This is a genomic window from Promicromonospora soli (assembly GCF_014653785.1).
GTDB lineage: Bacteria > Actinomycetota > Actinomycetes > Actinomycetales > Cellulomonadaceae > Promicromonospora > Promicromonospora soli.
This window is the reverse complement of sequence record NZ_BNAS01000003.1, coordinates 213717-226612: the sequence shown is the minus strand read 5'-3', so window position 1 is coordinate 226612 and position 12896 is coordinate 213717. Positions and strand designations below refer to the sequence as shown.

Annotated in this window: 11 protein-coding genes; 9 read left to right on the top strand and 2 right to left on the bottom strand. The window is 71.4% G+C overall.

Annotated features, from left to right (window positions below; all coding sequences use genetic code 11):
* Positions 1-2: 2 nt before the first annotated feature.
* Both IE250_RS11180 and IE250_RS11175 read right to left on the bottom strand, forming a co-directional pair.
* Complete coding sequence (locus IE250_RS11180; RefSeq protein WP_229872360.1) at positions 3-995, bottom strand: hypothetical protein; 993 nt, start codon at positions 993-995, stop codon at positions 3-5.
* Positions 992-2254 carry a glycosyltransferase gene (locus IE250_RS11175; RefSeq protein WP_229872359.1) on the bottom strand — a complete coding sequence of 421 codons (1263 nt, stop codon included), beginning with the start codon at positions 2252-2254 and terminating at the stop codon, positions 992-994. The genes IE250_RS11180 and IE250_RS11175 overlap by 4 nt, the downstream gene beginning before the upstream one ends.
* Before the next feature lie 176 nt (positions 2255-2430).
* Here IE250_RS11175 and IE250_RS11170 point away from each other — a divergent pair, with 176 nt between their 5' ends.
* From IE250_RS11170 to IE250_RS11130, 9 genes are all read left to right on the top strand, one after another.
* Positions 2431-3297 (top strand): hypothetical protein, encoded by an 867-nt coding sequence (locus IE250_RS11170; protein ID WP_189669366.1) that lies wholly within the window; start codon positions 2431-2433, stop codon positions 3295-3297.
* 234 nt (positions 3298-3531) lie between these two features.
* Positions 3532-5136 (top strand): acyl-CoA ligase (AMP-forming), exosortase A system-associated, encoded by a 1605-nt coding sequence (locus tag IE250_RS11165; RefSeq protein WP_189669365.1) that lies wholly within the window; start codon positions 3532-3534, stop codon positions 5134-5136.
* Positions 5133-6386, top strand: a complete 1254-nt coding sequence (locus tag IE250_RS11160; RefSeq protein ID WP_229872358.1) for a pyridoxal-dependent decarboxylase, exosortase A system-associated — start codon at positions 5133-5135, stop codon at positions 6384-6386. The genes IE250_RS11165 and IE250_RS11160 overlap by 4 nt, the downstream gene beginning before the upstream one ends.
* Before the next feature lie 21 nt (positions 6387-6407).
* Entirely contained in the window at positions 6408-6713 is a 306-nt protein-coding gene (locus IE250_RS11155) for an acyl carrier protein (RefSeq protein WP_189669364.1), read from the top strand.
* A 15-nt stretch (positions 6714-6728) separates the two neighbouring features.
* Complete coding sequence (locus tag IE250_RS11150) at positions 6729-7358, top strand: acyltransferase (RefSeq protein ID WP_189669363.1); 630 nt, start codon at positions 6729-6731, stop codon at positions 7356-7358.
* Positions 7359-7762: 404 nt separating this feature from the next.
* Positions 7763-9250, top strand: a complete 1488-nt coding sequence (locus IE250_RS11145) for a sugar transferase (RefSeq protein WP_268247823.1) — start codon at positions 7763-7765, stop codon at positions 9248-9250.
* Between the two features lie 105 nt (positions 9251-9355).
* Complete coding sequence (locus IE250_RS11140) at positions 9356-9994, top strand: arsenate reductase/protein-tyrosine-phosphatase family protein (protein ID WP_189669362.1); 639 nt, start codon at positions 9356-9358, stop codon at positions 9992-9994.
* 75 nt (positions 9995-10069) lie between these two features.
* Positions 10070-11773, top strand: coding sequence for a tyrosine-protein kinase domain-containing protein (locus tag IE250_RS11135; RefSeq protein ID WP_189669361.1), 1704 nt, complete (start codon positions 10070-10072; stop codon positions 11771-11773).
* Positions 11757-12878 carry a glycosyltransferase family 4 protein gene (locus IE250_RS11130; protein ID WP_189669360.1) on the top strand — a complete coding sequence of 374 codons (1122 nt, stop codon included), beginning with the start codon at positions 11757-11759 and terminating at the stop codon, positions 12876-12878. The genes IE250_RS11135 and IE250_RS11130 overlap by 17 nt, the downstream gene beginning before the upstream one ends.
* The last annotated feature ends 18 nt before the right edge of the window (positions 12879-12896 follow it).

Here is a 12896-nt window from a genome sequence, read left to right as displayed (position 1 = left end):
GCTCAGGTCCCGCTGCCGCCACACTCGATGGCGTCCCCAGGGGCAGTCCGGCCGTCGCTGACCGTCACGACGTGCGCCTGCCAGTCGCCGAGGGCCGAGCACAGGACGTCGACCGGCCCGTAGCCCCAGCTGTCGCGCACCACCTGCAGGTTGCGCACGGTTCCCGGCGTACCCGCGCGGAACGCGTAGCCGCCGCCCTCGACCAGGAGCCCGTCGACGTTCAGCGACGTGTTGCCCTGGCCGCTCGGGTAGAAGAACGGCGCGGTCCCGGAGCAGTCCGTGGTCTCGCTCATGACGATCCGGGTCTGCTTGACGGTCACGCTCCCGCCGCCGTAACCCTGGATGCCGTCACCGTGCCAGTCCTGACAGATCTCCGGCGGGATCACCCGGATGAAAGACCGCTCCACGACGACGTCGCCGCACTTCTTGGCGCCGACCCGGATCCCCTCCGGGAGACCGTCGATCACCACGTTGCGCACGGTGAACCCGCCGTTCCCGATGACCGACAGGTCGGAGTCCCGCGTCGGCTCGGACCCCGCTTCGAACCGGGACGCCTCGATCACCAGGCCCGACCCGCAGGTGTCGCCCACGTCGTTCACCACGTTCGACCCGACGGCGTGCACGCGCCGCAGCGTCACGTTCTTCGCCTCGACGTAGATGGTGCCGTCCGTGATCCGCAGGTCCTGCACCACGGTCCCGGCCTCACTGATCCGCAGGTCCCCGGTGTGGGTGCGCCGCGGCGACCATCCTTCGGGCAGCCCCGCGGTCGTGGCCGTGGGAAAGGTGATCGGCACGCCGTCCCCGACGGCCGACGGTGTGTCCCCGCCGTCGGACGCCCCCGGCGCTTCCGGCACGTCAGGAGGCGAGGCCGGAGGCACCGGTCCCAGCGTCGTGAGCAGAACGGCGACCAGCGCGCCGACGGTCCACCGGAGCGCCACCCGCCAGGATGGAGTGTCGATGCGGCCCATCGTGGCACGCCGGTCGTCCTCGCTCATCCGGTGGCCCGTGCCGCGGTCGACGGCCGCGACGCGGCGACCTGTTCGTAGAGCGCGACCATCTGGTCCACCCGCGTGTCCCACAGGTGCGCGGCCGCCGCGTGCTCGCGGGCCGCAGCACCCATGCGCAGCCGCAGGTCGGGGTCGGTGACCAGGCGGCGCACCGCGGCGGCCACGTCGCGGGCGAGCTGGTCCGGCGACTCGGCGGGCAGCCGGACCGCGCAGGCGTCGGTCACGTTCGCTCCCGGCCCGCCGCGGTCGCACACGACGAGCGGTAGCCCGTGCGCCATCGCCTCGAGCGCGACGGCGCCGCCCGGCTCCCGGTAGCTCGGGAAGACGAAGACGTCGGCCCGCTCGTAGAAACGGTCCACCTCGGCGCGCGGCACCGCTCCGTGCAGCGTCACCCGGTCCGCCAGCCCCAGCTCACGCACCAGGTCGGCGCACGCCTGCCGGTCGTTGCCGTCGCCGACCACGTCGAGCACCACCGGCAGGTCGCGCAGCGCGGCCATCGCACGGATCACGTCGCGGGCGCCCTTGGTGCGCACCAGCCGTCCCACGTGCAGCAGGCGCACGGGGCCGGAGCGGCCGCTGCGGTCGATCGGGGGCCGGACCGCGTGGAGGGCCACCTCGCGGAGGATCTCGAACCGTCGCAGCCGCAGGTCGCCGAGGACCTCCCGCACGTACGGGGCGATCCCCACCACGCAGTCGGCGGACTCGAAGGTAGCGCGCAGGAGGGGGTCGTACTTCAGCCGCAGCCGGTCCAGCTTGCGGAGCCGCTGGTACCACCGGACGACCTCCTCCCGGGCGAACGCGGGCGGGGACTCCAGGCTGCCGCCGACCGGCCCGACCACCTGGGGGATGCCGAGGCCGACGACGGGTGACGGATAGCGCATCGCAACGGGCGTCACCTGGTGTGCCACGTCGAACCGGTCACCCGCCGCGAGCCGTTTCCTTACATAGCGCCGGGCCCGCGAGTAGAACGGCGCGTACGCCGGCTGGAGCAGGCTGTTCAGCCGCTCGGCTCGATGCACCAGCGGGGGCTCCGCCCACTCCACGACCCGGACCGCTGGTAGCTGCTGCGACGGCGGTACGTGGCCCTTCTTGTAGGTCGACAGCAGGGTCACGTGAAACCGCTGCGACAGCAGGTGCGCCCACTGGTAGGCGAGCCAGGACTCGCCCACGTCGTTGCCGTCGCACGCGGGTGCGACCAGCAGCACGTGGGCCACATGAGCTGACCCGGCCCGTTCGTTGATCTCCACCAACCGATAGTGACCGCTTTTACATGCCGAACACACCCCGCAACGGGTGAACGCACGGGTGAGAAATGCGCAGGCAGCCACGGCAAGGGAAATCACCGGATGAAATTCCCCTGCCTCGTGCCTTTCACCCCGCGCACGGCCTCCCGCAGCGAATTACTGGGGTCATACTCGCGGACGTGGCACATTCCAAAGAGGTCGCGCTCACCCCGATCACGACGGGCGATCTTTCGCGCGTAGGCGTATTTCTCAGTACACATCTGGACAATACCCTCACACCCGGACAATGGGCACGATCGCTGCGTCCCACGTGGACCACGAACCACTCCGACCACGGGTTCCTGCTCGAGTCCGACGGCCTGGTCGTGGGTGTGTACGCGGCGCTGTACTCCGAGACCGGCGGCACGGACCGGCGGCGCGCGGTGTGCAACCTCGCGGCGTGGTGCGTCCTTGACGAGTTCCGCCAGCACTCGCTGCGGCTGGTGCGCGCGATGGTCGCGCAGCGCGACCGCGAGCTCACCGACCTGTCCCCGAGCGGCACCGTGGTCCCCTTGGACGAGCGGCTCGGCTTTCGCCACCTGGACACCTCTGGCGCGCTGGTCGTCAACCTGCCCCTGCCCGCGCGGGGCGTGCGCCTGGTCACCGGGCGTGCAGCCATCGAGGCCACTCTCACCGGCGCTGACCTGGCCGCTTACCGCGACCACGCGGACTCGGCCGCCGCCCGGCACGTCGTGGCCATGGTGGACGGGAGACCGTGCTGGGTGGTGTTCCGCGCGGTCCGCCGCAAGAGGCTCCGCCTCTTCGCGTCCGTGATCCATGTGAGCGACCGCGACCTCTTCGGCACCGTGGCACCCGCGGTGTACCGGCACATCCTGCTCGCGCACGGGCTGCCGTTCACACTGGTGCAGAACCGCGTCAGCGGCCCCCGCCCGTGGCACTCCGTGCCGCTGTCCGCACAGCGGCCTGCGATGTACCTGAGCCGGTCCGGCGAACCGCCCGAGTCGGTCACCTACCTGTACAGCGAGCTGACCCAGGTCCCGTGGTGAGGTGCGGCGAGAAGCATCTCACCACCGCGAGACCGGCCGGGACAATGCCTCCCGGATTTAGCCCTCGCACTTTAACCCTTCCGAATTTAACCCATGCGATCCGACCCGCAAACAATTAGCCCACGCCGATTCACCTCGCGAATTCACCCAAGCCCCGCTTGTTCACCCGCTTTCCGGCCGCATTCACCCTTTCTCGGCCTCCCGGAATGACACCCGAGTCGTAACGTGAACTGCGTGACAACCGCAATCCATCACCACTTGGAGCAGCAGGCGCGGGTTAGCCCCGGCGCCCCCGCCCTGTCCGCCCGCGACGCGACCCTGACGTACGCGCAGCTGTGGCAGGCCGCGCGGCAGGCCGGCGCGCAGCTCGCCGAGCTCGGCGTGGCCCGCCACGACCGGGTGGCGGTATATCTGGAGAAGCGGTTCGAGACGGTCGCCGCGCTGTGGGGCACCTCGGTGGCCGGTGGAGTGTTCGTCCCGGTCAACCCGCTGCTCAAGGGCAAGCAGGTGGCACACGTCGTTCGCGACTCGGGCGCGCGCGTGCTGGTCACCTCGCCCGGCCGGCTGGCCGCCGTGGGCGACCAGCTCCGTGACACCGGGCTGACCGCCGTGCTGCTCGTGGACCAGCCCGACAGCGGGGCCGACACGGAGGGCCTGCCCGGCGTGACGTCGCACCGCTGGGCCTCCGCACCAGTGGCCGACCCGGACCTCGCCGCCGCCTCGCTCCCGGACCGCCCGCGGCCCGGCCCCGACACCGACATCGCGGCGATCCTGTACACGTCCGGCAGCACGGGCTCACCCAAGGGTGTGGTCCTGTCGCACCGCAACCTGCTCGTGGGTGCGACCAGCGTCTCTGGCTACCTGGGCAACACCGCCGACGACGTGCTCCTGGCGGTGCTGCCCCTGAGCTTCGACGCGGGCCTCAGCCAGCTCACGACCACCTTCGCCGTCGGAGCCCACGCGGTGCTGCTCGACTACCTGCATCCCCGCGCCGTGGCCACCACGTGCGAGCGGTACGGGGTCACCGGCATCACGGGCGTACCGCCCCTGTGGACGCAGCTCGCGACGGTGGACTGGCCACCACCCGCACGGAAGGCGCTGCGGTACTTCGCCAACACGGGCGGGCGTATGCCCAGCACGCTCCTGCGCGAGCTGCGCGACCTGTTCCCCGAGGCTGCGCCGTACCTGATGTACGGGCTGACAGAGGCGTTCCGCTCCACGTACCTGGACCCCGCCCAGGTCGATCTGCGCCCCGACTCGATCGGCCGGGCCATCCCGAACGCGGAGGTCCTGGTGCTACGCCCGGATGGCACCCGCTGCGCCCCCGACGAGCCCGGAGAGCTCGTACACCGCGGCAGCCTTGTCGCACTCGGCTACTGGAACGACCCGGAGCGCACGGCCGCGCGGTTCCGCCCCGTGCCCGGGTACGACGAAGCCTGGCGTGCGGTACCGGAGCCGGCCGTGTGGTCCGGTGACACGGTCGTGCAGGACGCGGACGGGTACCTCTACTTCGTTGGTCGTACCGACGAGATGATCAAGACCTCCGGGTACCGCGTGAGCCCTACCGAGGTGGAGGAAGCGGCGCTCGGCACGGGCCTCGTGCGCGAGGCGGTCGCCCTCGGTGTGCCCGACGCCCGCCTGGGCCAGCGGATCGTTCTCGTCGCCGCGGCACCGGAGCCCTTCGACACGGACCGGCTGCTCAAGGAGATGCGCCAGTCGCTCCCGACGTTCATGCTGCCCGCAGAGGTTCGCCCGGCGGTTGCGCTGCCCCGGAACCCCAACGGCAAGCTGGACCGTACCGCGATCCGCGCCCAGGTCACTGAGCAGGTGCCCCAGTGACGGCGCAGGTGTTCGCTCCCGCCGCGACACCGCACCCGGCGGTCGCGGCGCTGCCGGTGTCGGGCGACGAGGTCGTCGTGGGCGGGGTGACCCTGGGGCGCCTGGCCGCCCGGGTGGGGTCCACGCCGTTCTTCGCGTACGACCGGCAGCGCATCACGGACCGCGTCCACGAGGTCAGGACCGCCCTCGGCGACGCGGTGCGTCTCGGGTACGCCGTCAAGGCCAACCCGATGCCCGCCGTCGTGCAGCACCTAGCCGGGCTGGTCGACGCGCTCGACGTCGCCTCGGCGCAGGAGATGCGCACCGCCCTCGACACGGGGACCGACCCGGCGCACATCAGCTTTGCCGGCCCCGGCAAGACGCCGGAGGAGATCCGTTCCGCGGTCGCGGCGGGCGTGCTGATCGAGCTCGAGTCGGAGACCGAGGCCCGCCGCGTCGTCACAGCCGGCAACGAGCTCGGCATCGTCCCGCGCGTAGCGGTCCGCGTGAACCCCGACTTCGCGGTGCGCGGCTCCGGGATGCGCATGTCCGGTGGCCCGCAGCAGTTCGGCGTCGATGCGGAACAGGTCCCTGACCTGCTCCGCTACCTGTCGACGACGGGCGTGGACATGGTCGGGTTCCACGTCTTCGCCGGGTCGCAGAACCTCGATGCGGAGCTGATCGCCCACGCCCAGGGCGCCACGGCGGACCTCGTGATCGCTCTCGCCGAGCACTCACCCAGCACCGTGCGATACGTCAACCTCGGCGGCGGCCTTGGCATCCCCTACTTCCCGAAGGACCGGCCGGTCGACCTGGGCCGGGTGGGCGAGAGTCTCGCGGCGGTGGTCGGCGATCGGATCGGCCCGGCGCTGCCGGACGCCGACGTCCACATCGAGCTCGGCCGATACCTCGTCGGCGAGGCCGGCTGCTATGTGACCCGCGTGATCGACCGCAAGGTGTCGCGAGGACGCACCTACCTGGTGGTCGACGGCGGTATGCACCATCAGCTCGCCGCGTCCGGGAACCTCGGGCAGGTGATCCGGCGCAACTATCCGGTACTCGTCGGCAACCGCATGGCAGCGCACGACGTGGAGCAGGTGACCGTCGTCGGCTGCCTGTGCACGCCGCTCGACCTCCTGGCGGACGACGTCCCGCTGCCCCGGGCAGAGCCCGGCGACCTCGTCGTGGTGCTCCAGGCGGGGGCCTACGGCCTGACCGCCAGCCCGACCGCGTTCCTCAGCCACTCGGCGCCCGCCGAGGTACTGGTCTGATCACCCAGACAGGAGAACACGATGAGCAGCGACGTGACACACACCCCGGTCGGCGCCGTGACAGGCGGCATCGCTGGTGAAGTGACCCTCGCCGACGTACTGGACGTGGTCGGCACCATCCTCGGGATCGAGGATCGCGTCGGCACGTTCGACGCCGCCACGCCCCTCTTCGGCACGCTGCCGGAGCTGGACTCGCTGGCGGTGCTGGAGCTCTTGACGGCGCTCGAGGACCGGTTCGGCATCACGGTCGAAGACGACGAGGTCACCGGCGGGCTGCTGGAGACCGCTGGCACCCTGCACGAGTTCGTCCGCGCCAGGACACGCTGACCCATCGAGGCCGCCATGATCACGGACACGACCCCAGCGCACGTGGCCCAGTCGGCCGACGTCGACGAGCGGGCGACAATTGGTGACGGCACAACCATCTGGCACCTCGCCCAGGTCCGGGAGGACGCCGTCGTCGGTTCCGGATGCACAGTGGGGCGCGGCGCGTACGTCGGGCCGGGGGTGCGGATCGGCAACGGCTGCAAGCTGCAGAACTACGCCCTCGTCTACGAGCCCGCAGTGCTGGAGGACGGCGTCTTCGTCGGTCCTGCCGCCGTTCTGACCAACGACCTGTATCCGCGGGCTGTCACACCGGACGGCACGGTCAAGACCAACGACGACTGGCAGGCGGTCGGCGTCACGATCCGGACCGGTGCCGCTATCGGGGCCCGGGCAGTGTGCGTGGCGCCCGTGACGATCGGCCGGTGGGCCACCGTGGCGGCCGGCGCGGTCGTGACTGCGGACGTGCCGGACTTCGCGCTCGTCGCCGGGGTACCTGCGAAGCGCATCCGGTGGGTGGGCCGCGCCGGCGTGCCCCTGGAACGCACGGGACCGGACAGCTGGCGCTGCCCCACGACCGGCGACGAGTTCACCGAGTCCGGCGGCGTGCTGCGTGAGGCGCCGTCACGTTCCACACCTCGCAATTGAAGCTCATCGGTCATTTCATTTCTTCCATGACGAAACTCCGGCGGATGAAAAATCGTCGACATTCCTGACCTCCGTTCTTCGCCCTTTCAGGAAATGGGTGAACACTCGGGTGAAAGGGTTCGCACGCGGCGACAGAATGTATCAAGGCTCCTAATATTGAGCTCAGAGAAAGAGAAGAACATCCAGGCGCGAACAGCGCCGACAAGCGTCTTGACCAGGCCAGGGCCGCCCGTCCGGCGTGGCCGTCGTGCAGTCGTGCCGTGATTCAACGCGTTCAAGAACCGCCCCTTCATAGAGGGAAGAAAGGATTCGACGTGGCAAGCCAGACACTAGGCGGCGAATTCGGGATTCACCCTATGACCGGCGTGCGGATGAAAGAACGCCCCGCGCGCGGATTTCACGATATCCGTGCGGCGCTCGGCCGGCCGGCGTGGCAGGCGCGTTATCAAGCGCGGCTCCGATTCACGGACGCCTTGGTTGTGGTTGGCGCGGCGGTCGTCGCCTATGTTCTCGATGCCACCCCTCTGTTCGGCGCCCCGAGCTCCCCGAACGCCCTGCGGTCGGTCATCGTGCCGGCCCTGGTCGCAGCTGTGTGGATCGGGGCGCTGGCCGCGAGCAACTCGTACGACCTGCGTGTGGTCGGCCGCGACCTCACCGAGTACCGGCGGATCCTCAGCGCGACGTGGACGTCCGTGAGCGTGCTCGTCCTGACCGCGTGGCTCACCAGCTTCGCCGAGGCGCGAGATGTGCTCCCGCAGACCATCGCGGTCCCGCTGGGACTCGCCGGGCTGATCGCGTCGCGATACGCCTGGCGGCAATCGGTGCTGCGAGCCCGGCGCGAGGGCAGCAGCTGCATGACCGCCGTCCTGGTGGTCGGGCACCGCGAGCAGGCCGAGCGGGTGGTGCGCCTGATCAACGACGCTCCCGAGCGGGGACTCGTGGCGGTGGGCGCCTGCATCCCGTCCGACGGGTGGGCGGACGGGATGCAGGCGCCCGACACCTCGCTGCCCCGGGACACGCTCCCCGGCGACGAGGTGGCCGGCGTCCCGATCCTGGGCGACCTGTCCCGCGTCGGCGAGGCGGCGGCGCTGGTCCGCGCGAGTGCCGTCGCGGTGAGCGCGTCCGGCCGGATCACCACCGAGGTCGTCCGCCGCCTCGCCTGGCAGCTCGAGCGGGCAGGGGTGGACCTCATGCTCACGGCAGAGCTCTCCGACCTCGCCGTCTCGCGCGTCACGGTGTCCCCGGCGTCGGGCATCTCGCTGCTGCATGTGGCGGCGCCCCGGTTCGAAGGGCACAAGTTCCACGTGAAGCAGGTCATGGACTGGTCGCTGGCTGCCCTCCTCACGCTGCTCGTGTCCCCGGTGCTGGTCGGTGTGGGTCTGGCCGTGGTGCTGACCAGCAAGGGCGGCCTGTTCTACCTGTCGGAACGGGTGGGGCGCGGCGGCAAGATCTTCAGGATGGTCAAGTTCCGCACCATGCACGTCGGTGCCGACCGTGAGGTGCTGGCGCTGGCCACGGGGAACGAAGCAGCGGGTCCCCTGTTCAAGATGCGCTCCGACCCGCGCATCACCCGTGTGGGCAGGGTCCTGCGCCGGTACTCGCTCGACGAGCTGCCCCAGCTCTTCAACGTGCTGAGCGGTCAGATGAGCCTCGTGGGCCCCCGGCCGGCGCTGCCGCACGAGGTCGCCGCCTACGAGGAGCGCATGCAGCGCAGGCTTCTCGTCAAGCCCGGCATGACGGGCATGTGGCAGGTCTCCGGCCGGTCAGACCTGCCCTGGGACGAGGCGGTGCGGCTCGACGTCTACTACGCCGAGAACTGGACGCCCTTCATGGACCTGCTCATCCTCGCCCAGACCGCTCGCGCCGTGGTCACGGGGCGCGGGGCCTACTGACGCAAGACAGCCGACGGTCTCCGGGGCGCAAAAGGGTGATCTTCAGGTGAAACTACGCTGATCGGCTACTACCAGGACATAAGGCCACGGCATGCTTGACACACCATGGCCACCACCATCCTTGCGGTATGTACGGGGAACATCTGTCGTTCCCCCGTCCTGGCACGCCTGCTCCTGGCTCGGACGGACGGCACCGTCCAGATCAGCAGCGCCGGCGTGCGCGCAAGGGCGCACGAGCCGATCGCACCCCACATGGGCGATCTGCTGAAGTCCCGTGGGCTCGACAGCAGCCAGTTCACCGCGCGCCAGCTCACTCCGGAGATGATCCGCACGGCCGCCGTGATCATCACGATGACGCGCGCGCAGCGTTCGGCGGTGGTGCGGGCCGTGCCGGAGGCCGTCCGGCGGACGTTCACCCTGCTCGAGCTCGCCCACGTCCTGAGCACGTCGCCCGGCCCGCGCTCGGCGACCGACGACGCGACCCGGTGGGTTCGGGTCCCCGAGCTAGTGAGCCTGGAACGCCTGAACCACTCGGCGTGGAACCGCGACCTCGACATCGAGGACCCCTACGGGCGCGGCGAGATGGCCTTCCGGCGCGTGTTCGAGCGGATCTGGTCGGCCACCGACACCGTCTGCGGCGTGCTCGGCACAGGCAGGCAGCCCTGGCTCCTGAGCGCGCCGAGCCCACGCACCGGCGCACAGCTGGCCCAGCCGCGGCACTCCTCGCAGCTCGGCCGGCCCTGAGCCGGACCGACGAGGGGACGCACCGACCGCCGGGGCATCCGGACCACAGGCCATACGGAAACAGGGAGGCAGGACGTGGAACTCGTCGAATACGCGAACGTGCTGCGACGGCGCTGGGTGGTGATCGTCTGCTCCGCGCTGGTCGGGGCACTCGCCGCCTTCGCCTGGGCCTCGTCGACGCCGCCGACCTACACCGCGACCGCCAAGGTCTACGTGTCGCTCAACACGGGTGAGTCCACCAGCGACCTGCTGCAGGGTTCCACCTACGTGAAGAACCTGATCGAGTCGTACGCCGCGCTCACGGACATGCCGGTCGTGCTCGACCCCGTGGCCCGGGACCTCGGCCCGGACGTCACCGGCCGCTACCTCGCCACCATCGTCTCCGCCGACTCCCCGCTGAACACCTCGATCATCGAGATCAAGGTCGACCACGGCATTCCGGAGACCGCCGCGCAGATCGCCGACGCCGTCGCGCAGCAGCTCTCGACCACCGTCGTGGACCTTTCTCCGGCCGCCCCGACGGGCGAGCAGAGCATCGAGGTCACGGTCGTCTCCCCGGCGGAGACCCCCCAGTTCCCGTCCGCCCCCAGGACACGCCTGCTGACGGCCGCCGGCGGGGCCGGCGGCCTCGCGATCAGCGTCGCGTTCGTGCTGCTGTGGGCGGTCCTCGACACCAGGGTCCGCTCGGCGCGGGACCTGGAGACGGTGTCGGAGGGCACCGCGCTGCTCGGCTCGATCCCGCTGGTCAAGCGCAAGGTCGCCCGGGTACCGGCGACCCACGACCCGCTCAGCACTCGGGCCGAGGCCTACCGACGCGTCCAGACCAACCTGTCGTACGTCGACGCGACCACGCCCGCCAGGGTTCTCGTCGTGACCTCGAGCGTGCCCGGCGAGGGCAAGTCGACGACGGCGATCAACCTCGCGTCGACCTTCGCCGAGAGCGGCAGCCGCGTCCTGCTGATCGACGGCGACATGCGGCGCCCGTCGATCGCGCCCACGCTGGGGCTGGAGGACGCCGCCGGGCTCACCACGGTCCTGGTCGGACGCGCCGCCATGACCGACCTGGTCCAGCGGTACGGCCCTGGTCCGCTCGACGTCCTCCCGCTCGGCCCGATCCCGCCGAACCCGCACCAGCTCATCGCCTCGGACGCCACGCGGGACCTGATCGCCGCCGCGCGCTCCACCTACGACGTCGTCGTCATCGACGCACCGCCACTGCTCCCCGTCTCCGACGCGGCGGTCTTCTCCACGATGGCCGACGGCGTGGTCGTCGTGGTCGGCGCCCGCCGAGTACGACGGCCGCAGCTCAGCCAGGCGCTGCGGGCGCTCGCCGGGGTCGAGGCCCGGGTGCTCGGCTTCATCCTGGCGTTCGCGCCCCGGTCCGGCCCGGGCGGTACCTACTACGGCTACAGCTCGACACGACGCCGATGGCCCCGCGTGCTGCCGGGCGTGCGCCGCAACGAGACGCTGGACCTGCCGTCGCTCACCGGCTCGATCAGCATCGTCCCGGCTCCGGGCGGCGCGACCGGTCCCGGCACCGGCGGCATCCCCGGTCCGGGCATCGCGCCGGCAACCGCGCCCCGTCCGGGTCCCGCCGTCGTCCTGGACCCGGACAAGTCCCCCGGAGCCAGCATCGTGCCCGGCCCCGGGAGCACCGGACCCGGCGTCGTTCCCGGTCCCGGCGGCATCCCGGGACCCGGGTCGCGGCCGAGTCCCGTCCAACATCCCGGGACCGCCGTCGTCCCCGACCTCGGGACGGCCGATGAGCGCGCCGGCTGACGGCAGGACGCGCGACGGGCGTGTCTACAAGACGCTCCGCACCGCTCATCTCGAACGTGCCCTCGCGCTGGCCCCGGCCGACATCCTGTACCAGGAGAACCGGTACGACTTCGACGAGGACCTGGCGGAGCAGGTCCGCCCCGAGCAGGCGGGAGACCTGCGCTGCGCGTGGCTCGTCGCCCGCCGCGGGTACGAGATCGTCGAGATCAACGAGCCCGCAGCCATCGACTGCGTCCGGCGGTCCGCCGTCGTCCTGGCCGCGCTGCTCGTGAGCGACCTGGTGCGGCGGCGTCGGACCAGGATCGTCACCTACGCGATCGGCAACCTCGACCCCCGCACGCTGCCCAGGCCGACCGCCTTGTGGCCTCGGCTGGGCAGGTACCTGGACCTGGTCCTCGCCCGCTGGGTCTGGCGGCGCGTCGACCGGGTCGCGTTCGGCACGGAGACCGCACGGCAGCTCTACGGCACGGTCTTCGGCATCGCCGAGCGGCGCGGGCCGCGCTGGACCACGGTCGAGGCGCTGCCGGCCGTGTGCGAGTGCCTGCTCGACGGCACGAAGGTGCCGGGTCGCCTGCTGTTCCTGGGCGACCTGTCGGTGCGCAAGGGGTTCGACTCGGTCCTCGCCGCGTGGGCCCAGGTCCGGAACCGGATGCCCTACGCCGTCCTCACCGTGGTCGGCCGTGGCGCGCTGCTCGACGAGGCCCGCGCGGCGGCTCGAGCCGACGGCCGGATCCGCGTCATCGCGGACCCGCCGCGCGACGTCGTGCACGCGGAGCTGCGCCGCGCATCCGTCGTGGTGCTCCCGTCCCGCCGGCAGGGGGCCTGGCGTGAGCAGGTCGGGCTCCCGATCGTCGAGGGCCTCGCGCACGGCTGCACGGTCGTGACGACCGACGAGACCGGCATCGCGGACTGGCTCCGGCGTTACGGGCACGGCGTCATCCCGGCGGGTTCCGTGGGCGAGCTGCTCGCCCCGGTCGTCGCCGAGGCGATGCGCAGGCCGCTCGACCCCGGCGCCGTCCGCGCGTCGCTGCCGCTGCAGGACTCCCGCCTGGAGGCGGACGCGTGGCTGTTCTCGCGTGAGGTCATCGCGCTGGGGGCGCCCTGAGCGTCACCGGCGGGGCCG

What these genes read in the sequence shown, in the direction of transcription:
- IE250_RS11180 (WP_229872360.1), bottom strand. Translation starts at nt 995, where the DNA reads ATGAGCGAGGACGACCGGCGTGCCACGATGGGCCGCATCGACACTCCA.
- IE250_RS11155 (WP_189669364.1), top strand. Translation starts at nt 6,408, where the DNA reads ATGAGCAGCGACGTGACACACACCCCGGTCGGCGCCGTGACAGGCGGC.
- IE250_RS11150 (WP_189669363.1), top strand. Translation starts at nt 6,729, where the DNA reads ATGATCACGGACACGACCCCAGCGCACGTGGCCCAGTCGGCCGACGTC.
- IE250_RS11140 (WP_189669362.1), top strand. Translation starts at nt 9,356, where the DNA reads ATGGCCACCACCATCCTTGCGGTATGTACGGGGAACATCTGTCGTTCC.
- IE250_RS11130 (WP_189669360.1), top strand. Translation starts at nt 11,757, where the DNA reads ATGAGCGCGCCGGCTGACGGCAGGACGCGCGACGGGCGTGTCTACAAG.